The 23245-nt window shown below is 64.3% G+C and carries 21 protein-coding genes; 5 read left to right on the forward strand and 16 right to left on the reverse strand.

All coding sequences use genetic code 11. The annotated features are described in order from the left end of the window. The coding region (locus L979_RS06575) for an ImmA/IrrE family metallo-endopeptidase (RefSeq protein WP_047690701.1) at nt 1–835 on the forward strand (835 nt) is incomplete at its 5' end. Here L979_RS06575 and tsaD read toward each other — a convergent pair. The 7 genes from tsaD to alr form a co-directional block, all read right to left on the reverse strand. Next, complete coding sequence (gene tsaD / locus L979_RS06580) at nt 832–1953, reverse strand: tRNA (adenosine(37)-N6)-threonylcarbamoyltransferase complex transferase subunit TsaD (protein ID WP_047690737.1); 1122 nt, start codon at nt 1951–1953, stop codon at nt 832–834. The two genes, L979_RS06575 and tsaD, sit on opposite strands and share 4 nt — an antisense overlap. 5 nt (nt 1954–1958) lie before the next feature. Continuing rightward, nucleotides 1959–2495: a ribosomal protein S18-alanine N-acetyltransferase gene (gene rimI, locus L979_RS06585; protein WP_052209604.1), complete on the reverse strand. Its 537-nt coding sequence runs from the start codon at nt 2493–2495 to the stop codon at nt 1959–1961. Then, nucleotides 2492–3223, reverse strand: coding sequence for a tRNA (adenosine(37)-N6)-threonylcarbamoyltransferase complex dimerization subunit type 1 TsaB (tsaB, locus tag L979_RS06590; RefSeq protein ID WP_047690703.1), 732 nt, complete (start codon nt 3221–3223; stop codon nt 2492–2494). The genes rimI and tsaB overlap by 4 nt, the downstream gene beginning before the upstream one ends. 47 nt (nt 3224–3270) lie before the next feature. Beyond that, nucleotides 3271–3510 carry a hypothetical protein gene (locus L979_RS06595; protein WP_156125458.1) on the reverse strand — a complete coding sequence of 80 codons (240 nt, stop codon included), beginning with the start codon at nt 3508–3510 and terminating at the stop codon, nt 3271–3273. A gap of 70 nt (nt 3511–3580) precedes the next feature. Next, the gene (locus L979_RS06600; protein ID WP_047690709.1) at nt 3581–3874 is read right to left on the reverse strand and encodes a hypothetical protein; all 294 of its coding nucleotides are present in this window, start codon (nt 3872–3874) and stop codon (nt 3581–3583) included. Between the two features lie 62 nt (nt 3875–3936). Continuing rightward, nucleotides 3937–4422 (reverse strand): hypothetical protein, encoded by a 486-nt coding sequence (locus L979_RS06605; protein WP_047690711.1) that lies wholly within the window; start codon nt 4420–4422, stop codon nt 3937–3939. Between the two features lie 19 nt (nt 4423–4441). Beyond that, nucleotides 4442–6229: an alanine racemase gene (alr, locus tag L979_RS06610; protein ID WP_081993943.1), complete on the reverse strand. Its 1788-nt coding sequence runs from the start codon at nt 6227–6229 to the stop codon at nt 4442–4444. A 146-nt stretch (nt 6230–6375) separates the two neighbouring features. Here alr and L979_RS06615 point away from each other — a divergent pair, with 146 nt between their 5' ends. Next, nucleotides 6376–7656 (forward strand): glycosyltransferase, encoded by a 1281-nt coding sequence (locus L979_RS06615; RefSeq protein WP_052209605.1) that lies wholly within the window; start codon nt 6376–6378, stop codon nt 7654–7656. A 9-nt stretch (nt 7657–7665) separates the two neighbouring features. Continuing rightward, complete coding sequence (locus tag L979_RS06620; protein ID WP_369792978.1) at nt 7666–8472, forward strand: phosphatase; 807 nt, start codon at nt 7666–7668, stop codon at nt 8470–8472. Between the two features lie 75 nt (nt 8473–8547). Here L979_RS06620 and mgrA read toward each other — a convergent pair whose 3' ends face one another. Further along, entirely contained in the window at nt 8548–9645 is a 1098-nt protein-coding gene (mgrA, locus tag L979_RS06625; protein ID WP_047690714.1) for an L-glyceraldehyde 3-phosphate reductase, read from the reverse strand. Between the two features lie 73 nt (nt 9646–9718). On the opposite strand from mgrA, the gene L979_RS06630 reads away from it, so the two are divergent. Both L979_RS06630 and L979_RS06635 read left to right on the forward strand, forming a co-directional pair. Next, entirely contained in the window at nt 9719–9940 is a 222-nt protein-coding gene (locus L979_RS06630) for a hypothetical protein (RefSeq protein WP_052209606.1), read from the forward strand. Next, on the forward strand, nt 9931–10266 hold the full coding sequence (locus tag L979_RS06635; protein WP_119933003.1) for a type II toxin-antitoxin system PemK/MazF family toxin: 336 nt from the start codon (nt 9931–9933) through the stop codon (nt 10264–10266). Before L979_RS06630 ends, L979_RS06635 begins: the two co-directional genes overlap by 10 nt. Nucleotides 10267–10396: 130 nt before the next feature. Here L979_RS06635 and treZ read toward each other — a convergent pair whose 3' ends face one another. From treZ to L979_RS06675, 8 genes are all read right to left on the reverse strand, one after another. Continuing rightward, entirely contained in the window at nt 10397–12337 is a 1941-nt protein-coding gene (treZ, locus tag L979_RS06640) for a malto-oligosyltrehalose trehalohydrolase (RefSeq protein WP_047690719.1), read from the reverse strand. A gap of 79 nt (nt 12338–12416) precedes the next feature. After that, the gene (gene treY, locus L979_RS06645) at nt 12417–14885 is read right to left on the reverse strand and encodes a malto-oligosyltrehalose synthase (protein ID WP_047690722.1); all 2469 of its coding nucleotides are present in this window, start codon (nt 14883–14885) and stop codon (nt 12417–12419) included. An 89-nt stretch (nt 14886–14974) separates the two neighbouring features. Continuing rightward, a complete protein-coding gene (gene glgX, locus L979_RS06650; protein ID WP_047690724.1) occupies nt 14975–17170 on the reverse strand; it encodes a glycogen debranching protein GlgX in 2196 nt (731 codons plus the stop codon). Nucleotides 17171–17272: 102 nt separating this feature from the next. Then, nucleotides 17273–18904 (reverse strand): NAD(P)H-hydrate epimerase, encoded by a 1632-nt coding sequence (locus L979_RS06655; protein ID WP_047690726.1) that lies wholly within the window; start codon nt 18902–18904, stop codon nt 17273–17275. Continuing rightward, entirely contained in the window at nt 18901–19293 is a 393-nt protein-coding gene (locus L979_RS06660) for a holo-ACP synthase (protein ID WP_047690728.1), read from the reverse strand. Before L979_RS06660 ends, L979_RS06655 begins: the two co-directional genes overlap by 4 nt. Nucleotides 19294–19388: 95 nt before the next feature. Next, nucleotides 19389–21263: a glutamine--fructose-6-phosphate transaminase (isomerizing) gene (glmS, locus tag L979_RS06665; RefSeq protein ID WP_047690731.1), complete on the reverse strand. Its 1875-nt coding sequence runs from the start codon at nt 21261–21263 to the stop codon at nt 19389–19391. Between the two features lie 178 nt (nt 21264–21441). After that, entirely contained in the window at nt 21442–22584 is a 1143-nt protein-coding gene (locus L979_RS06670; RefSeq protein ID WP_047690733.1) for a mannitol-1-phosphate 5-dehydrogenase, read from the reverse strand. Beyond that, nucleotides 22581–23245 (reverse strand): PTS sugar transporter subunit IIA (locus L979_RS06675; RefSeq protein WP_047690735.1); only part of this gene is annotated, 665 nt, incomplete at its 5' end. The genes L979_RS06670 and L979_RS06675, both read right to left, overlap by 4 nt.

Raw genomic sequence — 23245 nt, forward strand, 5'->3', positions numbered from 1 at the left:
GGTGACGGATCTGAAGAACCGCCGCTTCTACCTGGCGCGGGCAGGAACGCCCGGGCATGAGCCACGTTCCGTGTTGCTCCAGGCCATTGGAGCCTACGTGCTGAACCAGTCCGAGCCGGAGGACTACTCGGATTTCCTGCGGCAGCGGGTCTACACCAACTACTTTGCGGCGGCCCTGATGATGCCGCAGAAGCAAACCGTCCGGTTCCTGAAGGCCGCCAAGGAGCGGCGGGATCTGGCCATTGAGGACCTCCGGGACGTTTTTGGTGTCTCCTATGAATCCGCCGCTCACCGGTTCACCAACCTGGCCACCGAACACCTGGGCATGACCTGTCATTTCCAGAAGGTCCACGAATCCGGGATCATCCACAAGGCCTACGAAAACGACCAAGTGATCTTCCCGGCTGACCACATCGGCGCCATTGAAGGCCAGCAGGTCTGCCGCTACTGGACCTCACGGGAGGTGTTCAACGTCAGCGACCACTTCCGGGCGTTCAACCAGTACACGGACACCCCCAACGGGACCTACTGGTGCACTGCAGTGGTGGAGGGTCACTCCTCCGGGCTGTACTCGCTGTCCATCGGGGTGCCGTTCAAGGAGGCCAAGTGGTTCCGCGGGAAGGACACGCAATCCCGTTCGGTCTCCCGGTGCCCGGACCCCACGTGCTGCCGTCTGCCCTCACCCGATCTGGAAGCCGCCTGGGGCGGCAACGCCCGCCCAGCGGCCCGGGCCAACGCGCACCTGCTGGCAGCCATGCCCTCCGGCGCATTCCCCGGTGTGGATGAGGTGGAGGTCTTCAGGTTCCTACAGGCCCAGGCCTCCCGCGAACACTAGAGGCTCACCGCGGTCACCGGCAGTCCCGGATCCGCTGTGAACTCAAACGACGACGTCCCCACCCTCCGGGACACCAACCGTGCCCCCAGGGCCGCCACCATGGCGCCATTGTCCGTGCACAGGGACAACGGCGGCACCACCAAGCGGATGCCGTGGGCGGCACAACGTTCGGCCAACACCTCACGCAGCCGCGAATTGGCCGCCACACCGCCACCCAACAGCAAGGTGGTGATGCTGTTCTCCGTTGCCGCCAGCACGGCCTTGCGGGTGATCACATCCACCACGGATTCCTGGAAGGACGCTGCAATCTCAGCCACCGGGACGGTCTCCCCCGCAGCCTCGTAGGCTTCCACCACCCGCGCCACGGCCGTCTTGAGTCCGGAGAAGGAGAAGTCATAGCGGTGCTTGCCGGGTGATTCAACGGTCCCCATGTACTTGGCGTTGGACAGCCCCCTGGGGAATTTGAACGCCGCGGGGTGACCACCCCGGGCAGCATGGTCGATGGCAGGACCTCCCGGGTAGCTCAGCTCCAGCAGACGGGCCACTTTGTCATAGGCCTCGCCCGCGGCGTCATCAATGGTGGTTCCCAGCAGTTGAACATCATCCGCCAGGTCACCCACACGCAAGATTTCCGTGTGCCCGCCGGAGACCAGGACGGCACCGAGTCCGGGCACCAGGTTGCCGTCGTCGGTGATCAATTCCGCCGCCACGTCCGAGCCGTCACGCTCCAACAGCCCCACGGACACGTGCGCCACCAGGTGGTTGATGCCGTACAGCGGCTTGTTCGTGGCCAGTGCAAGCGCCTTGGCCGCCGAAACCCCCACCATCAGAGCACCTGCCAGCCCGGGACCTGCCGTGACCGCGATGGCATCCACCTCCTCCAAGGTGACACCTGCGGTCTCCAGTGCTTGCTGGAGGGTGGGCACAAAGGCCTCCAGGTGAGCCCGGGAGGCAATCTCCGGGATGACTCCACCAAAGCGGACGTGCTCATCCATTGAAGAGGAGACGGTGTTGGCAAGCAGTGTGCGGCCCCGGACAATTCCCACACCGGTTTCATCGCAGGAGGTCTCGATCCCCAGCACCAAAGGGTTGGTCACGTCCGGGATCTGAGGTTTCATCTGAGTCATTCTGCGTTGTCCTGGTTGACGGTGCCGTTCATGTGGCTGGTCAGATCAGTGGTGGCTGGTTCTTCACGGGGGGCAAGTTCGGCACGCATGATCAACGCGTCCGCACCACCTGGGTAATAGCCGCGCCGCACGGTGATCTCTGTGTAGCCAAAGCCCCGGTAGAGCCCCTGGGCCCGCTGGTTGTCCGTGCGGACCTCCAGCAGGATTTCGCGAGCGCCCCGGCTGAGGGCCTCGGTATGCAGTTGTGTCAACAAAGCTTTGCCCAGCCCACGGCCCTCGCAGTGGGGAGCCACTGCAATGTTCTGCACGTCTGCGGTGTCCGCCACCACCATCACTCCGGCATAGCCGATCACCTGACCGTCAGCCTCGGCCACCCAATAGGCGCGGGTGGTGTGGGTGATTTCGGCCAGAATCATCTCCAGTGACCACGCGTCTTCCGGGAAAAGCTGCTGCTCCAGGCATTCGATGGCGGCCACATGGTGCACGGTGGCCGGGCGCAACTGCCAATCGAGCTGGCCCACCCCGGCCGTCATGCCGTGGCTTTCTTGCGCGGCCCCGGAACCTTGGCATCCGACTCCCGCAGATACAGCGGGCTGGTCTCCGTGCTTAACTCGCCACCTGAGTTCACGACGCCGGCCGCAGCCAGTCCCAGCGAAGCCGCACTGGGCTGCCACTCGGTCGGTGCATTCTCCTGGACGGCTCCCGGAACGGGCATCAGGACGGCCTGCGGCAGATCCTGAGCGTAGAGCCCCGCACCACGACCGTAAGCAGGCAGGTCCGGAAGCTCAGCCGCAGGCCCCACCGAAGGGCCGCTGACCAGGACAGCACGTATGGCCTCCCCTCCATCACGTTCTGTGCGGTACACGGCGGAATACACCTCACGGCGTCGGGCATCCGTGGCCACCACAAACTCAGTCGGGCGTTCGGAGTCAGGGAGCGCGGCGACGTCGTTGGCCACTGCATCCAAGCTGCACATGCCATGCACGGGAAGGCCCCACGCAAAACCCAAAGTCCGGGCAGTGGCAAGCCCTGCCCGCAGACCGGTGAAGGGTCCAGGACCGGTGCCCACCAGCACTCCGTTGAGCTCCTGCGCCGTCACCCAGGCCTCCGCCATGACCTGTTCAACGGCGGGTGTCAGCACCTCAGCATGTGATCGAGTGTCCTGGGTTTCCCAGCGGGCCAGGATCTGGGGTTGCTGCTCAGTCGTGTCAACGACGGCGACTGACGCAGCAGCAGAGGAGTCCAAACACAGCAGAAGCACCCGCCCAGTCTAAGTTGCTGGCCACGCCGCCCACGACTGCAAACGATTCATGGTGTTCGCAGCACTGTCAGCACCAGTATGAGGACTGGGACCAGACCCACTCCCCACGCCACCGAGACCACCGCCCACCCCGCCAAACCTTGCCGCCCAGCGGCCAGTGCACCGAGTACACCGAAGGCGGCGGGGATCATCATGAGCCAGGCAGGGCGGGCCGTGCTGGTGCCTGTCCAATCGATCAACAGCAGTAGCGAGGCCAGCGCCGCCACCATGCACACTACGGTGACCACTGGACGCTCCCGGCGCCTCCTAGGTGGCTTCACATGTTGCAGCATTGCTGACACCTTCCCTTGGCAAGACTCACGGGCCCCCGATGATCACCATGGCGAACATCAACGCCGGCACCAGCAGGATGCCCACCAGAGCCGAGGCCACGGCCCAGCCCGTCAGGCCCTTGCGCCCGGCCAGCACAGCGCCCACGATTCCCAGCGCCGCCGGGAGAAATAACATGACAAAGGGTTTGGGTTCAGTGGTGCCGGTCCAGTCCAGCAAGTACAGGGTGGCTGCCACCGCCAACACCATGCAGATCCAGGTGCCGTAGGGCCGCGTCCGCGCCGTGCCGGGTGACGATGTGGAGACGTGGTGCTGGGTCATGGTTTCTCCGATACACCCGTGGCCAGTCCTGTGACCAGCGCAGATGTTCAGACCTTATCGACTCAGGCAGGTCCTGTCAGCGCAATCACGGAAACAAGTCCCACAAACAGCACCAGTCCCAGACCGGCGGAGGTCCAAGCCAGCCGCCGCTTCTTGTCCAACAGGGCGAACAACGCGCCCAGAACGCCAAAGGCCAGAGGTGCCACGTAGAACCAGGCAGGCCACGGGTTCTCTGGATCCCGCCAGTCCGGCACCAGGAACACGATCAACACAGCCATGATCATGCAGGCGTAGACCTCCCACGGCTTGCGGTTGGGATCCCGAGGTGGACGCCGACTGGGCGGGAACAGGCCTGACCGAACCTCCTCCGCCGCGCCCTGCGTGCCGGTGGCGCGCTCCGGGGAGGTGGACATGGCACGTTGACGGGCATCCTGAACGCTGTTGCCGGAACCCCGCCCAGTCTGTTCGCGCATCTGCTGCTGCTTCTCCCGCTGCTGGGAGGACATCTTTCGCCCGCGTCTGGTGTTCTTGTTGCGTTTGTTGGACACCGGTGTTCGGGTTCCCTTCTCAGATCAGGTCCGTGGGCTGCTGGCCGCTCCAGCGTGGGCCGAATGCGCGGATGGTCATGGTGCGGGGCTCGTCCTCACCGGTCTCCGTCTCCGCCTCAAGATCTGCCAGCACTGAGGTCAGGGTGGGGGCGCCGTCGTTGTCCCGGGCGCCCACGGCCCGGTCAATGGTGATCTCCAGGCGGGAATCCGCCAAGTGCTCAACTTTGCCTTGCCCCCACTCCACCACGGTCACGGAGGTGGGCACAGTCTGTTCCAGGTCGATGTCATCCACCTCAGTGGCCGTGGCCAGGCGGTAGGCGTCCACGTGAACCAACATGGGACCACCGGGATTCAGACCCTGGGGGTCGTTGGGGTGCTGGCGGGCCAGGACAAACGTGGGAGAGATGATCCCATCGCGCACACCCAGACCTGCACCCAAGCCTTGGGTGAACGTGGTCTTGCCCGCCCCCAGTTCACCGGTGAGGATCATCAGATCCCCTGCACATAGGTGCCCGGCCAGGTTCTTGGCCACCTGTTGGGTGGCTTCCGCTGAGGCGGGTTCCAGGGTGAGGATCCAAGCGGGGTCGTCGTTTTTGTCCAGCGAATCGGTGCTGGACTCCACGTACTCGCGGGGAACGCGAGGTGAGATGCGGGTGACGATCTCGTAGTCGATGGTCTGGGCAGCCTGGGACCACTCACGCACGGACGGGTTGGCCCCGGCACCGAACAGGACGGCTTCAGCCCCCAGTGGGTTACGGTCAGGATCGGAGGCCAGCCCGGGTTCCCCCAGATCCACCACCATCTGATCCATGGCCACCCGGCCCACTTCCGCGTAACTGACGCCGTGGATGCGCACCGGTCCACCGGTGCCGATCCTGGGGACGCCATCGGCATAACCCAGCGGAATCAGCGCCAACGTGGTGGGCTGCTCCGTGCGGTAGTTGAAACCGTAGGACACGCCTTGCCCGGCCGGGACTTCCTTGACGTTGTTGACCGTGGTGCGCAGTGTCATGGCAGGGATCAGCCCCAGTTCCTCAGCGGTGCGCTCCGCAAACGGAGAGATGCCGTAGATCCCGATGCCCACCCGCACCATGTCGCACAGCATGGACGTGGGATCTGCCATGTCCTGGGCGTCAAAGGTCCCGGGGGTGTTGGCTGCGTGCAGGATCGAGGGCCTCAGACCGGCATCCCGCGCCACCTGCACGGCTTGCTGGAAGGCATCCAGTTGTTCCTGGTTCTCCGGGGCCTGGGGGTCGTCGGCGGCACCCAGGTGGGTCATGATTCCCACGACGTCGATCGCCCCACGTTGCTGAGCCGATGCTGCTGCGCGAACAGCCGCCGGCCACCCGGCCAAGGTGTAACCGTTGCGGCCCAACCCGGTGTCCACCTTCAGATGCACCTGGGCCGTGGCACCCATGTCCTGGGCAACCCGTGCGATCTCCTCCAACTCCCACCCGGAAACACCCAACGCCACCTGATGCTCAATGGCAGCCGCAAAGTCGGTGTTGACCGTGTGCAGCCACGCCAGCAGGGGTGCCTTGATTCCGGCCTCCCGCAGCTCCAAAGCCTCGGTCACGTGGGCCACGCCCAGCATGTCTGCCCCGCCCTGGATGGCCGCCTGGGCCACAGGTACCGCCCCGTGACCGTAGGCATCGGCCTTGACCACGGCCATCAACGCGGCGGGGGCCGCCAGTTTCTTGAGGTGGCGCACGTTGTGCCGGATGGCCGTCAGATCCACCACGGCGGAACGCTCGGAGCGGCGGGCGCGGATCTCGGGGGTCGAGGGCTCAGAAGTCACGCCCTCCATTGTGACACTGGAGTGCTCATGCACTTGGTGCTGGACCGCCCGCCCGACCGGAGAACTTTGCGCATGGAAAAACGCATGGACCGACTACCTGGGCGCATTTTTCCGTGCTGAAAATTTGAGACGGTGGTTCCGCGTACCGTGGGGCCGTGATCACTGCCCCGGACCCGCGTACCCGGCCTCTGCACATTGCCCTGCTGAGTCTGCACACCTCCCCCATGATGCAACCGGGGCAAGGGGATGCCGGCGGGATGAACGTGTATGTGCGCCACCTGGCGGATTCGTTGACGGACTTGGGTCACCGCGTGGACGTCATCACGGTGTGGCGAGCCTCCGAACATCCGGACGAATCGGTCCCGGAAGCTCGGGCCCAGTGGTCGCAGATCTGCCCCGGCCTGCGCCTGCTGGAGGTGGTGCTGCCGCCGACCCTCCATGCCACCAAGGAACAGATGGCTCAGCACCTGGAGGCCATCACCCAAGCAATCCGTGAAACCTACGCATCCACCGCGGGGTCACCACCTGATGTGGTGCACGGCCACTACTGGCTCTCCGCCGTGGTGGCGCTGGAACTGGCCCAATCGTGGCAGGTGCCTGTGGTCAACACGTTCCACACCACCGCATTGGCCAAGAATCAGCGCGCCGGGTCGGGGGAACCAGCTGAGCCTGTGGCCCGGGTTGATGGGGAGTCCACGGCCATCTCGGACAGCTCGGCTGTCGTCACCAACACCACCTCAGAAGCTCACGACCTCCAACGCCTTTACGGGGCCTCACCCTCCACAGTTCACGTGATCCCGCCCGGTGTGGACATCAGCATTTTCCACCCCGACGACGACGCAGCACCGGCCACTGAATGCCCCGCAGAAGAACGAGCATTCGTGATCGGTTTTGCAGGGAGATTGCAAGCCCTGAAGGGTCCCCACGTACTGGTGGAGGCTCTGGGTCTGATCCACGCGGAGCACGCGGACACTGCTGTGCAGGCCTGGATCGCGGGAGTGGGCTCGCCGGAGTTCACGGCTGACCTGAGAGCTCAGATCGCGGATGCAGGCCTGACTGACTCAGTGGAACTGATGGGTTCCATTCCTGTCACGGAGTTGGCAGCACGGTTCAGGTCATCGGACGTGGTGGTGGTGCCGTCGTCGTCGGAAACGTTCGGGTTGGTGGCGCTGGAGGCCCAGGCCTGCGGGACCCCTGTGGTGGCCACGGACGTGGACGGGCTGCAGTACGCCGTGGAGGACGGGGTGACCGGGTGGTTGCTTCCCGACCGTTCCCCACGGACCTGGGCCCAGGCTCTGGTGGAGATCGCCGCAGATCCGTTGGAACGTCAGCGGCGAGCAGTGGCGGCGGCCAGCCGGGCACAGAAGTTTTCCTGGGAGGCCACTGCCGGCGCTCACGTCAACCTGTACCACGGTGTGGGACCAGGTGGGTTCTAGAGTTGGGGCGTGACCTCAACTTTCGGAGCTCAGATCCCGCCATCCACGGCCGAGCTGATGACCCATCTGGACACCACGCGCATCACGGGGGACGTGGCGACCCCGCGGGAAGCCAACTTGCGCAACATTCAGGATTTCCTGGCCTCCTCCGAACACCAGTACATGGGAATCACTCCTGGGCCTGAGGATACATGGGATGCGGTGTTCTCCCTGATGGTGGCAAAGGTGGGGATCAATGCGGATCCCATGTACACGCAAGGCCAGGACACCATCAGTGCGCAACTGTGCGTGGATGCTCTGGAGCGGTACGCGCAGATCTATGGGGAGGTTGTGCGGCAACGTGGTCGGATCTTGTTCGCCACCGCGCATCCTGCTGCCATGCCTGCCGTCTACACCCCCATGGCCGCCGTGGCCCGGGCACATGGGGCGGAGGTTCTGACCATCGCCGGTGGTATTCCCTGGGACACCGGGGATGTCCGTGCGGTGGGGGACGTGGTCATGGTGGAGCAGTACGGCGGTTTGCGGCACACCCACCGCCCGGAACCCATGGACCTGGTCTTGGATCAGCTGGAAGCTGCGCACCAAGCGCATGGCAGCGCACCGTTGCCTGATCTGGTGGTGACCGATCACGGCATGGCAGGGGCTGCCGGCACCCGCGGCTACCGGGTGATTGCGGTGGGTGACTGCAATGATCCGGCGGTGTTCGTGGGTCAGGCCCAGGGTGTGATTGACGTGGTGGTTCCCCTGGATGACAACGTTCCCCCACAGGCCTACGAGCCCATGACCCAGTTCATCCTGGCCAGGGCCGGTCTGTGACCGGCGCCGAACCTTCACCAGACTCGCCCATCAACGTCTGAAGCGCGAGTCTGGTGAGGGTTCGGCCCAACCCGCTCAGTCGGTGGACTCCGTGGCCTTGGCCCAGATGTTCACCCCGGCATCCACGGCCAGCTCATTGATCTGCTCCAACTCAGCTTCGGAGAACTCCAGGTTCTGCACCGCCTCCACGCTGTTGACGATCTGCGAGGCCTTGGATGCTCCCACCAGTGCTGACGTCACCTGACCGCCGTCCTGCTCCCGCAAGGTCCAGGCAATGGCCATCTGAGCCAGCGATTGTCCGCGGGACTCGGCGATTTTGTTCAGTTCGCGGATGTGTTCAATGTTCTGCTCCGTGAGCCACTCCGGGTTCAAGGACTTGGAGGCCGCCGCGCGGGAGTCCTCCGGCACACCGGCCAGGTACTTGTCCGTGAGCATCCCCTGAGCCAGCGGGGTGAACACAATGGACCCCATGCCCTGATCCGTCAGGGTCTGCACCAGATTCCTGCCGTGGGCGGGCCCCATGGAGTTCGCCGACGGCGTTTCAATCCACCTGTTCAGCATGGAATAGGAGGGCTGGTGGATCACCAGCGGGGTGCCGAGTCCGCGCATGATCTGCTGTGCCCGGGCGGTCAGGTCAGCGCTGTAGGAGGAGATGCCCACGTAGCTTGCCCGTCCTGAGCGGACGATGTGGTCCAGGGCCCGCATGGTCTCTTCCAGCGGGGTCTCCGGGTCCGGACGGTGGTGGTAGAAGATGTCCACGCGGTCCAGGCCCATGCGCTCCAAGGACTGGTCCAAGGAGTCCACCAGGTATTTCCGTGATCCGCCGAAGCCATAGGGGCCAGGCCACATGTCCCATCCCGCTTTGGAGGAGATCACCAGCTCCTGGCGCAGGCCCGCAAAGTCCTCCCGCAGGATCCGGCCAAAGTTCAGTTCTGCCGATCCGTTGGGCGGGCCGTAGTTGTTGGCCAAGTCAAAGTGGGTCACACCCAGGTCAAAGGCCTTGCGCAGGATCTCCTTCTGGGTCTGCAGCGGGGTGTCATCCCCAAAGTTGTGCCACAGGCCCAGGGAGATCACCGGCAGCTTCAGACCGGAGTCCCCCAGGGTTCGGTACGGCATCCGCTCGTAGCGGTCTTCAGCCGGAGTCCAACGAGTGCTCTCTCCATAAATCAACATGCCTCCATTTCACACCCCACCGGAAGGCTTCGCCACTGTGGACACCAACTCCAGCCACCGTCATACTTTTGGTATGAGCTTGACTACCATCAAAGTCACAGTGGAGTTACGGGACGCCCTCAAGGCCCAAGCGGGTCACCACAATCGGAACATCGGTGAGCATCTGAGGCACCTGCTGGAGGCAGAGGCCCGCCGGGATCGTTTCCGTCAAGTCCAGGAAGCCATGACCAAAGTCCCCCCGGACGAGGAATACATCCGTGAATTGCGCGAATGGACCAGCGACGCATGGACCTGACTCCGGGAGAGATCTACTGGGCACGCCCTGACCCAACAGTGGGTCGTGAACAGGCTGGCAGGCGCCCGGTACTAGTGGTTTCCGGTCGTCCATATCTGGCAACCGTCCACACGTTGTGCTTGGCGGTTCCCATCACCACCACCGACCGGGGCTGGCCCAACCATGTTCTCCTCAAGGGTGACACTGGGCTGCAAGGCCTTAGTTTCGCCATGACCGAGCAGATTCGCACCATCTCACGAGACAGACTGGCCAAGCACCTGGGATTGGTGAACCCTGATTCGCTGGCCGCCGTCCGCCGATGGATCACGGACTTCCTCGAAGACTGACCTGCCGCAGCTACCACAGCCGATGCCCCGCCATCTGCACCAGAGTCCCGGGTAAAACCTCGCCAACTCCAGAAAGCGCTGTGCCTGCGTACCCCGGTGGGCACGCAGGCACAGTGTCACCGCGTCTGGGTCACACCCGCAGGACTGCGGCTCCGTAGGGTGGCAGTTTCACGACGGCGCCGCCCAACTCACCGGCAGAGAGCTGGACATCACCGCTGGCCCAGAGAGTCTGCGCTTGGGTGGAAATTTCGGCAGGAACCTTGGCTTCCGCATCGGAGAAGTTGAAGACCACGGCCACCCCGTTCAGCCCCTCACGAGGCTCCCCTTCGGCCACCCGTCCCAGCTCTCCGCGGTAGAGCACCAGCGTTCTGCTGGCCTCATCCGCAACAGCCCTGATGGAACGGAAATCCTGTTCGGTCAGCTCAGGCGTGGAGCGGCGCAACGCGATCAACTCGCCATAGGCGGTGTGCACCCGGGCGTGATCGGCGTCGTCGTCGCGTTCTGAGCGCTGCAGAACGGCCGAGTCAAAAGTGGCCGGGTCCTGGGGATCGGCGATCTCCGATTCCTGCCAGCCCATCCGCGCGAACTCGCCGATCCGTCCCTTGCGTACAGCCTCGGCAAGCTCTGGCTCCGGGTGGGAGGTGAAGAACGGCCACGGGGTGGAGGCGCCCCACTCCTCCCCCATGAACAGCATGGGGGTGAACGGCTGGGTCAGCAGCACGGCTGCCGAAAGCACCTGCTGGTCCGTGGAGAGGTACTGGGAGAAGCGGTCACCGGCAGCGCGGTTGCCCACTTGGTCATGGTTCATGATGTAGCTGACAAACTGCCACGGCTTGTGGGTGTCAGCATCCACCGGGTGCCCGTGTGAGCGGCCCCGGAAGGATGAGAACGAGCCATCGTGGTAGTAGCCCGCACGGTAGCTCTTGGCCAGGGAGGACAACCCGGCAAAGTCCTCGTAATAGCCCTGCTCCTCACCGGTCAGTGCCCAGTGAGCGGCGTGGTGCCAGTCATCCAGCCACTGGGCGTCCATGCCCAGACCGTTGTCAGCAACGGGTTCGATCATTCGGGGATCGTTCATGTCCGATTCCGCGATCAGGTAACTGGAGCGCCCCAACCGGGCGGCCGTCTGGTGCGCCACTTGGGACATCTCCTGCAGGATGTGCCGGGCCCGCTCGTCTTTGAGGGCGTGCACCGCATCCACGCGGAAACCATCCACGTGGTAGTCCTCCACCCACATGCGCACGTTGTCCAGGATCAGATCCCGCACCCCGTCCGAGCCCCAGGCATCCAGGTTGATCTGCTCACCCCAGGAGGAATTGCCGGCAGTGAAGATCTCCAGGAACTGCGGCAGGTAATTCCCGGAGGGGCCCAGGTGGTTGTAGACCACGTCCTGCACCACGGCCAGACCGCGGGCGTGACAGGCATCCACAAAGCGCTGGTAACCCAGAGGTCCGCCGTATTCCTCCTGGACGGTGTACCAGGCCACGCCGTCGTAACCCCAGTTGTAGTGCCCGTTGAAACCGTTGACGGGCAGCAGCTCAATGGTGTCCACGCCCAGCTCCACCAGCTCGTCCAGGTGCTCGATGGCAGCCTCGAACGTGCCTTCCGGGGTGAACGTCCCCACGTGCAGCTCGTAGAGGATCGCCCCCTCCAGTGGCTTGCCGTTCCACTGTCCGTCACTCCACTGTAACTCGTGGGCATCAAACGTGCAGGACAGATCGTGCACACCCTGCGGTTGGCGGGGGGAACGCGGATCCGGCAGCACCTCAGAGGTGATCTTCTGTTCCTTCTTGGTGCCCGGATCCTTGGTCTTGGACAGCACGTAGCCGTAGCGCACCGTGGTCTCCGGTACCTGGCCTGCCGCCGAGTCCGGCAGCGTCCACCAGCCCTGCAGCCCGCGTTCACCGGTGCTGTAGAGCGGCTTGGGGTCCAGTCCCCGCGGGTGGTGGTCCTCCAGCTCCGTGGCGGGAATCATGGCAAAGTCCTGGCCATCAATGCGCACGGTCACCCCTGCAGCATGCGGGGCGAACACATCAAAGCGGTCCAGGTGCCGGCGGCGGGTATCAGTCATGGTGCAATCAGCTTTCGCAGGTTGGCAGCGGTTCCCGCAGTGCGGGACGGTTTTTGGGATTGGTTGACGACGACGCCGCTCAGGCCCGGCGCAGCAAGGCCACCGGGAGCAGGTCCAAGATCTGGGCGACCTGGACCGTTCCCTCGAATCGGCCTCCGGTGAGTTCATCCACCCAAGCGCCCTCAGGCAGTTCCACGCTGGTCTCTGCCCAGCCGCCGGCTTGGGCCAGCCCCAGGGGAAGCCTGGTGACCAGGGTGATGGCGCCGCCGCGGTTGAAGGCGAACAGGTGGTCTGCTGCGGGGCCTTCGGCAGCAACAGGCGTGTAGTCCGTGAACAGCTCCGCATGGTCACGGCGTAGGCGCAGTGCTCGGGAGGTCACCAGCAACTTGGCGTCCCCGGAGTCATCCACTGCAGGCACTGAGTGGGCGCGGGCAATGCCCGGATCATCGCGCCGCGTGTCCACAGCCTCCAGGCGCTGCGCCAAGTCCTTGTAGTCCACGGGACGGCGGTTGTCCGGATCCACCAGGGCCGGGGCCCACAGCTCGCTGCCCTGGTACACATCCGGAACACCGGGCATGGTCAGCTGCACCAGCTTCTGGCTCAAGGCGTTGACGTATCCCGGGTGTTCGATCTTGCGGACCAGTCCTTCAAAAGCTCCACGGACGGAGGGCTCGTCCAGGACCACCTCAACAAACCGGGTCAGCTCTTGTTCAAAGTCCTCGGAACCGTCTACCCACGCTGTTGCGGTCTGTGCTTCCCGTGCGGCCTTGAGTGCGTAGTCCACAGCCCGCTCGCGTTCGATCGGCCAGGCCCCGGCCAGTGCCTGCAGTACCAGATTGGCCAGGGTGCGGTCGGCCAGCGGGCCCACCCCGGCCGCAGCGGCTTGTTTCTGAACGTAGGCCACGGTGGAAGCCCAGTCATTGGCAGCTTCAGCCAACACGGAGATCCGCGCGCGCACCGATTCGGAACGCTTGGTGTCGTGAGTGGACAGCGTGGTCATGGCCAGGGGTTCTTCCTGGTGGCGGCGCTGCATTTCCGCGTGCACGTCCGCCGGGCTCAGGGCAAAAACCGATGGATCCCCGCCCACCTCGGTCAGCGAGGTCAACCGGGAGAACCGGTAGAAAGCCGCGTCCTCCACGCCCTTGGCCATGACCATGCCGGAGGTCTGCTGGAAGCGCCGGGCCACCGGAGTCAGCTCCGATTCCAAGGCGTTGAGCCCCAGCACCGGGCCCAGTTGTGTAATTACAGGTTCAAGGTCGCCCCGCTGTGCGATGGCGCTCTGCAATGCGGCCTCCAGATGCTCCACACCGTCCGGCAGGTAGGTCCGGTAGACGTCAAAGTTCGCCAGGATCTCGCTGAGGGCATCCACCAGCTGATCGTGGCTGAACTCGGTCAGCGCCGACTCCCCGGCCGCCTCCCGTGCCAGGCGCTCCACCTCGGCATGCAGGGCGCCATCCACCACCGCGCGCTTGGTGCCGTGGATCATCCTCGCCCAGTTGCCCTCTTGCGTACCGTCTGCCGTGGACCCCTGACGGAGCGCAGCTTCCAGGGTGGTCAGCGGGTAGGCACCGGCGGGATCAACCAACAACCGATCCACAGTGCCCAGTGCGTCATAGCCCGTGGTCCCGGCCGTAGAGCCGTTTTCCAACCATTCGTGGGGCAGCTTTTCCCCCGGCTCCAAGATCTTTTCGATCAGCACGTAAGCCCCACCGGTGATGCCCTGCAGGTCCTTCAGGTAACGGCCCGGATCCCGCAAACCGTCCGGGTGGTCGATGCGCAGACCGTCCACCAGCTGGTCACCAAACCAACGCTTGATCTCCGTGTGGGACTCCTCCAGCACCTGGGGGTCCTCCACACGGATCCCGGCCAGCGTGGTGACGGTGAAGAAGCGCCGGTAGTTCAGCGCAGCATCCCCAGTGCGCCAGTTCACCAGCTGATAGTGCTGCCGCTCGTGGACCGCGGAAGCGTCCTCGGCCACGTTGCCGCTTTCATCCAGGGTGTACGTGCCATCGGCCAGCGGGTAGAGGTTGTCCCAATAGGCCAACACGGGCTCCCCGTCCTCAACACGGACCGTCAGATCAGACAGTGCCTGGTGAGCCTGACCGGGCACCGGGGCGCCGTCGTCGTCGGTGTCGTCTCCCAACACAGGGATCATGAGTTTGCCGCCAAAGGCCTCCCAGTCGACGTCAAAAGCGTCCGCATGCGGGGACCCCGCACCCTCCTTGAGCAGGGACCACCACCACGGGTTCTGCCGGGGTTCGGCCACACCCTGGTGATTGGGAACCACGTCCACAATCACGCCCATACCGGCCTGGTGCGCAGCCCGGCACAGGCGATCAAAAGCGTCCCGGCCACCGCGAGCACGGTCGATCACCGTGGGATCCACAACGTCGTACCCGTGCTGGGAACCCTCCGTGGACTGCAGAACCGGTGAGAGGTACAGCCAATCCACCCCCAGGTTGCGCAGGTACTCGATCTGCTCGGCCGCCTGGTCCAGGTCAAAGTCCTGGGTGATCTGCAAGCGATAGGTGGAAGCCGGGATACGCACGGTGGGACTCTCCTGTTAATGATGCTGTGAGGGGTGCTGATGGCCGTGTCCGCACCTGCGCCAACGGCAAATGCGGACACGGCACACAATCACTGGTCGGGCTGGGACTGTGCGGAGTAAGCAGCCACGGAGGCGGCCACGGACACGTCCGGCTCCTCCTCCGGCTCCTCCCACTGCCGCAGGACCACCACGGACTTGGCCTTCAGCGTGAAGACGGTCGAGTGCTCCAGCACGGAACCGTCCCCGTGCTCACCGGCGGTGTCCAGCACCTCCTCCCACTTGGTGCCGTAGGGGGCTGCGGGGACCGTGACCTCCACGTCCTCTGGTGAGGAGTTGAACCAGATGATGAAGTCCACATCCGTGATCTGACGTCCCCGGCGGTCCACACCGGAGATGCCGTGACCGTTGAGCCACATGCCCAGTGTCCGGGACAGGGGTTCATCCCAGTCACCCGGGGACATGGGGGTGCCGTCCTTGTCCAACCAGACAATGTCCGGCATGGGATCCCCTGCACGCAGCTCCCCCATTTCCACCGGACGGCCGTCAAAGAACTGGCCACGGCGGAACGTGGGGTGGTCCCGGCGCAGGTGGATCAGCGCAGAGGTGAACTCCATGAGCGGAGTGTCCGCAGTGTCCCAGTTGATCCAAGAGATCTCGTTGTCCTGGGCGTAGGTGTTGTTGTTGCCACCCTGGCTGCGGCCCAGCTCATCGCCGTGCAACAACATGGGCGTGCCCTGGGAGAGCATCAACGTGGCAATGAAGTTGCGCTGCTGACGCGCGCGCCAGGCCAACACCTCGGGGTCATCCGTGGGTCCTTCCACACCGCAGTTCCAGGAGCGGTTGTGGGACTCGCCGTCGTTGTTGTCCTCGCCGTTGGCGTCGTTGTGCTTGTCGTTGTAGGAGACCAGGTCCCGCAACGTGAAACCGTCGTGAGCGGTCACAAAGTTGATGGAGGCATACGGGCGGCGGCCGCTGTTCTCGTACAGATCAGCAGAACCCGTGATGCGGGAGGCGAACTCACCCAGGGTGGAGGGCTCACCGCGCCAGAAATCGCGCAGGACGTCACGGTACTTACCGTTCCACTCGGTCCACTGGGGCGGGAAGTTGCCCACCTGGTAACCACCGGGGCCAACGTCCCAGGGCTCAGCAATCAGCTTGACCTGGGAGACGATCGGATCCTGCTGCACCAGCTCGAAGAAGGTGGAGAGTTTGTCCACGTCGTAGAACTCGCGGGCCAAGGTGGAGGCCAAGTCAAAGCGGAAGCCGTCCACGTGCATTTCCGTCACCCAGTAACGCAGGGAGTCCATGATCAGCTGCAGAGAGTGCGGGTGGCGCACGTTCAAGGAGTTACCGGTGCCCGTGTAGTCCATGTAGAACTTGGGATCGTCCTCCACCAGACGGTAGTAGGCATTGTTGTCGATCCCCCTCATGGACAGCGTGGGGCCCATGTGGTTGCCCTCAGCCGTGTGGTTGTAGACCACGTCCAGGATGACCTCGATGTCCGCACGGTGCAGGGCACGCACCATGGCCTTGAACTCCTGGACCTGGCCACCCAGCGTGGTGGAGGAGCTGTAGTCGTGGTGCGGGGCAAAGAAGCTGATGGTGTTGTAACCCCAGTAGTTGCGCAGGTCCTTTTCCAACAACGTGGAATCCTGCACGAACTCGTGCACGGGCATCAGTTCAATAGCCGTGATACCCAGCTTCTTCAGGTGGGAGATCACCGCGGGGTGAGCCACACCGGCGTAGGTGCCCTGCATGTTCTCCGGGACCTCAGGGTGCAGCTTGGTCAGACCCTTGACGTGGGCCTCGTAGATCACGGACTTGTGGTACTGACGCCCGGGAGAACGGTCGCCTTCCCAGTCGAAGTACGGATTGATGACCACGCCCTTCATCATCAGCTCGGCCGAGTCCTCCTGGTTGAAGGAGTCCTCGTCGCCAAAGTTGTAGGAGAACAGCGGCTGGCCCCACTCGCGGACAAAGCCGTCAACGGCCTTGGCGTAGGGGTCCAGCAGAAGCTTGGCGGGGTTGCAGCGGTGTCCGTTGGCCGGGTCCCAGGGACCGTGCACTCGGTACCCGTAGCGCTGACCGGGCTGGACCTCGGGGAGGAAGCAGTGCCACACGTAGCCGTCAACGGCGGTCAGTTCAATGCGAGTTTCGTTCTCGTCCTCGTCGAACAAGCACAACTCCACGCGATCTGCGACCTCGCTGAACAAGGCAAAGTTGGTTCCGGCGCCGTCGTAGGTTGCACCCAGGGGGTACGGGTTACCAGGCCATACTTCGGTCACGAATCAGTTCTCCTGTCAGGCGGGTGTGGGCATGGCCCAGTACAGACCACACGGGTTCGAGCTTACTAGCCCCACTCAGCCTCCAGTCCTAAGCACCCTGAGTTATGCCGAGGGAAAAGTCACGTCGCGGGTCAGAACCGCCCTGATGTGCTCCGGCAGACACGGTTGCGGTCCATGACCGGCCACCACAGAGGCCGAGGCGTGCAGGCCCGCTCCCACCGCGGCCACCAGGGCCCAGAGGTTCTCGGGCTGCAGCTGCTCCAGCAGCTGCCCACGCGCACCATCAGGCAGCAGACTGGCAGTCACCCACGCCTGGACTGCGGCCTGAAAGCCCTCCGGGCGGCCCTGTACGTGTGCAAGAAGTGTGCCCACGATTCCGGCCAGGCAGTCACCCGATCCCGCCGTGGACAACCACGAACTTCCGTGCGAAACCGTGAACCCCGGGCCTGCACCGGGTGCGGCCACCACTGTGACAGCACCCTTGAGCAGCACGGTAGCTCCGGTGGCACGCGCTGCCTCCCGGGCCCAGGTCAAAGGGGCCGCCTCGATCTGCCCACGAGTTGGTGCGGACTCGGTCCGCCCCCAGGCCTGGCACCACGTGAGCAGTTGCTCCAGCTCACCCGCATGCGGTGTGAGGATGTGGCGGGGCCCCAACGAACGATCCCCCAGCAGCTGACCCACCGGTTCAAAAGCACCGGCGTCCAGAACCGCCGGTTCATCCTGTTCCAGGACGGCACGGATGCGTGCACTCTGTTCCTGGTCCACAGCCCCGGGGCCGGCCACCCAGGCCTGGACGTGAACGTCCCCCGGATCATCCCCGCTGGAAACGACCTCCGGTGAGGTCAACGTGACCAACGTGCACGTTTCCGCATCCCCCAGATAGCGCACCATGCCCACACCGGCTGCCACAGCGGAACGGGTGCACAACAGTGCCGCCCCCGGATACTGGCGGCTGCCCGCCACCACACCCAGGACTCCGCGCGTGTACTTGTGGTCACCTGCCACCGGCCGTGGCCACAACGCCTGAATGTCTTCCGGCTCGATCTGCACCACCTGGGGCACGGGCAAGACGTCCTCGATCCCGATGGGCACCACCGTGACGTGGCCGCTGAGCTGCGAGCCGGGCGGCACCACGTGAGCCACTTTGGCCCCGCCGAAAGTCACCGTGTGATCGGCATTCAGCACCGGGCCCGGTGCATGTGCCGTGTCCGCTTCCACGCCAGAAACGACGTCGACCGCCACCACCGTAGGTCCTTGCCCCGCTGGCGCTGACGCACGGAGATCCAGAAGATCCGACACCAGCTCCTGGAACTCCCCGCGTAACCCACCGCGGGCCCCCGTGCCCAGCACTGCGTCCAGGACCAGGTCTGCTTCCCGGCACAACTGGGCTGCCTCAGCAACCCCCAGGTGGTTCAAGGAGTCAAACCGGGCACCTGCTGCCCGTGCTGCTTGCCCGCCCTGAGGATGGAGCGCATCACCGGTGGTGATCACGTGAACGCTGGTGCCGCGGCGTCGTAAATGGGCTGCCGCCCACAGGGCATCCCCGCCGTTGTTGCCGGTCCCCACCAGTGCCACCACGCGGGCGCCCATCACACCGACACCTGCGCGAAGCACCCTCACACATTCCAGCGCCAAGGCGTGTGCGGCCCGGCCCATGAGCGCGGGGCCGTCACCGTCCTCCAAGAATGGGCGTTCAGCATCTCTGATCTGCTGACCGGTCCAGGCGGCAATCATGCAGACTCCCCCTGTGCATCAGGCAACGCGTCCACCGGAAAGCCTTCGGCCACGACGTAAGCCATGGCCATACCGCCGTCGTGAGACATGGACAGATGCCAACGGTCAATGCCTTGTTTGGCCGCCTCCGCAGCCACCGTGCCTTCCATGCGCAGCACCGGGGCACCCCACTTGGTCTTCTCAATCCAGCAGTGCTGCCAGATCATGCCCGGAGGTGCCTTCAAGGCCTTGGCAGTGGCCTCCTTGGCAGCAAATCGCGCGGCCAAGGACTGCACCGGGAGCTCACGTTCGGACGGCGCGAACAGCCGCTCGATCAACCGGGGTGTGCGCTCCAACTGGCGTTCAAACCGTTGGATGTCCACCACGTCAATTCCGGTACCAATGATCATGCGGCCAGGGTACTGCCTGAGTCAGACACCCTGACCGCATGGTCATGAGCTCACCTGATCCCCTGCCGGACACAGGAATCAGTGGAAGCGAAAAGTCACTCCACCGTGACGGACTTGGCCAGGTTACGGGGCTGGTCGACGTCGTATCCCTTTGCCTCCGCCATGGCGCAGGCAAAGATCTGCAGCGGAACGGTGGCCAGCAAGGGCTGCAGCAGCGTGGGCGACTGCGGGATGCGGATGATGTGGTTGGCGTAGGCCTCCACAGCGGTGTCACCGTCTTCAGCAATCACAATGGTCTCGGCACCGCGAGCGCGGATCTCCTGGATGTTGGAGACCACCTTGGAGTGCAACGAGTTGCGGCCACGTGGGGAGGGAACCACCACGAACACCTTCTGGCCCGGTTCGATCAGAGCGATCGGACCGTGCTTGAGCTCGCCTGCGGCAAAGCCTTCAGCGTGGATGTAGGCGATCTCCTTGAGCTTCAGTGCACCTTCCAGAGCCACCGGGAAGCCCACGTGACGGCCCAGGAACAGCACGGATTCCGTGTTGCCCATCTCCGTGCCCATGGCCTTGATGGCATCAGCACCGTCGATCACGGTCTGGATCTTCTCCGGCATGGCCTGCAGCTCGCGCAGGACCTCACCGATCTCATCGGAGAACATGTTGCCGCGCAGCTGAGCCAGGTAGAGACCCAGTAGGTAGGCCGCGGTGATCTGCGCCAGGAAGGCCTTGGTGGAGGCCACGGCAATCTCCGGACCGGCGTGGGTGTAGAGATTGGCGTCGGACTCACGCGGGATGGAGGAGCCGTTGGTGTTGCAGATGGCAATCACCTTGGCACCCTGTTCCCGGGCGTGACGGATGGCCATGAGGGTGTCCATGGTCTCGCCGGACTGGGAGAGGGCAACCACCAGGGTCTTCTCGTTGACGATCGGATCCCGGTAGCGGAACTCGTGGGCCAGCTCCACCTCGGTGGGGATGCGGCACCAGTGTTCGATGGCGTAGCGGGCAACGTGACCGGCGTAGGCGGCGGTGCCGCAGGCGATCACCACAATCTTGTCCACCGAACGCAGCAGGGACTCGTCAATGCGCAATTCATCCAGGGTCAGCTGGCCGGTTTCATCCAGGCGGCCCAGGAGGGTGTCGTGGACGGCGGAGGGCTGGTCGTGGATCTCCTTCTCCATGAAGGAGTTGAATCCACCCTTTTCGGCTGCGGCTGCATCCCAGGTGACATCAAAGGGCTTGCCCTCAACCGGGTTGCCTTCAAAGTCGGTGATGGAGTAATCCGTGGCCGTGATGGTGACAATCTGGTTGTTATCCATCTCCACAGCACTCTTGGTGTGCTGGATGAACCCGGAGACGTCCGAACCTAGGAAGTTCTCGCCCTGGCCCAGGCCGATCACCAACGGGGAGTTGTAGCGGGCGGCCACAATTCGGTCGGCGTGATCGGCATGAACGGCCAGAAGGGTGAAAGCACCTGCCAACCGCTGTGCGGCCAGCTGCATGGCACGGCTGAGGTCCCGGCCGGCCTCCTTGTTGTAGAAGTCCCCCAGCAGAGTGGCGGCCACTTCAGTGTCAGTTTCGGAGACGAACGAGTAGCCCTTGGCGCTCAGCTCGTTCTTGAGCTCAGCGAAGTTCTCGATGATGCCGTTGTGCACCACGGCAAGCCGGCCGTTGTCCACCACGTGCGGGTGAGCGTTGGAGTCCGTGGGTCCACCGTGGGTTGCCCAACGGGTGTGGCCGATGCCCAGGACTGCGTTCGGCAGCGGGCTGACTTCCAGTTCCACGTCCAGGCTGGAGACCTTGCCCGCCTTCTTGCGGTAATCGACCTTGCCGTCTGCCACCACGGCCACACCGGCGGAGTCGTACCCGCGGTATTCCAGTCGGCGCAGGCCTTCCAGCACATATTCCAGGGCATAAAGTTCACGGTCCGGCGTCTCGGGCAGACCCACATATCCAACGATTCCACACATGCGCTCAGCCTAACCCACCGGGGTCAGCGAAAACCGGCTGAGCTGCGCCACCGAGGAGTCATACCGGTCACGCCGCCAACGGGTGCGGAAGTAGTTCGCTTCAAGAAAAGGAAACCCCCGGCTCCACACAGGAGCCGGGGGTTTCGTGGGGTCAGAACTGCTGATCTGAAGCCGCGGATCAAACCGCGGTGAACACCTCCAACAGTTTGGGAAACAGCGGGTGATCCGCAGCCACTCCGGTCAGTTCCGTAACCAGTAGCTCCGTGGCCGCACCATCACCGCGGGATGCGGCCAGTTTGGTCTGGAGCTCTTGCGCCTCGGCATCATCAGCGACGTCGAAGCCCAGTGCGGCTCCCACTGCCGAGACCAATGCTGATGCGTCCATTCCGCGTTCGGCCAGTTCCGCTGCCGGGCCCACAAAACGCTCGTTGTGGGAGATCTTGCGCAACGGAGCTCGCCCAACCCGCTCCACCGTGTCCGGCAGGTACGGGTTGGAGAAGCGGGTGAGGATCTTGTTCACGTAGGCCTGCTGGACCTCCGGGGCAAAGCCGAACTTCTCCACCAGCAGCGCCTTGGTTTCCCCCAGAACTGCTTCCACCTTGGCGCGCACCTGGGAGTCCTCCAGTGCATCCGAGATCTTGGAGATCCCGGCCTGGTAGCCAAAGTACGCGGTGGCAGCGTGGCCGGTGTTGACCGTGAACAGCTTGCGGGTGATGTAGGGAGCCAGATCCTCCACCCATGTGACACCAGGGATTTCCGGGCCGCTCTCACCGAAGGCCGGGGATTCCACGGCCCACTCGTAGTAGGTCTCCACGGTCACGTCCAGGCCCTGTCCGGGCGCCTGGTTGGGAACGATCCGGTCCACGGCGGTGTTGGCGAAAATCGCGATCTGGTCCACTTGCGGGTAAACCTCCCGGATGGACTCAGCCAGGCCATCGGTGGCGTTGATGGCGTTTTCACACGCCATCACGGCCACGGTGGACCCACCGGCTTCAGCCCGGGCACGCAGGCCCTCGGCCAAGGTCGGGGCAATGATCCGCAAGACCGTGGGGCCAACAGCCGTGGTGATCACATCAGCCGTCTTGATCTGCTCCAGCAAACCTTGCGGATCTGCCGCGGAGTTCACTCCGGAGAATCCGGTGACTGTCAGATCCCGCGCCTCGAACCCGACCTCGTGGACGGTGTAGGTGTCCTGGGCGTTGAGAGCATCGATCAGCGGTGCGGCCACATCGGCGAACACCAACTCGTAACCGGCCTCGTGCAGCAGAACACCTACGAATCCGCGGCCGATGTTGCCGGCGCCAAAGTGCAGGGCTTTCATCCATTCACCTTTCCGAAGATCTCCAAGATCTCCTCCGGAGTCTGTGCTGCCTCCAGTTGAGCAAGAGATTCCTTCTTGGAGAAGATCTTGGCGATCTTTGCCAGCAGGCCCAGGTGCTGACCATCCGCACCGGCAATGCCGATCACGTACTTGACTTCCTGGCCACCCCAGTCCACCGGCTGTCCGTAGCGGATGAATGACATGGCGGAATCGTGGATGGCCGATTTGGCCTCGTTGGTGCCGTGCGGGATGGCCAAGCCGTTGCCCATGAACGTGGACACGGAGGACTCTCGCTCATGCATGGCGTTCACATACGCGCGGTCCACTGCACCGGTGTCCACCAGCAGGTCACCGGCCTGATCGATGGCCACACTACGGGAACCGGCCGAGGCATCCAGACGGATCGAGTCAACGGACAGGATCTGCTTGGAATCATCAGCGGCCGCGGTGTTCGACGACGACGACGTGGTGGTCGAGTCTGCGCCACTCGTTGCAGCGCCTGCTCCAAAGGTTGCAGAGTCCGCGCCAGTGGTTGCAGCGTGCCGACCCGTGGGAGCGGCGTCGCCGGCATGAGCGGAGGATCCTGCACCACCGGCAGAACCAGCCGCAGCAGTGGCACCGGCTCCTGCTGCAGCGGCAGCGGGTACGGCAGCGGAATCAC

It is taken from the genome of Kocuria sp. ZOR0020, assembly GCF_000800955.1.
Taxonomy (GTDB): domain Bacteria; phylum Actinomycetota; class Actinomycetes; order Actinomycetales; family Micrococcaceae; genus Kocuria; species Kocuria subflava.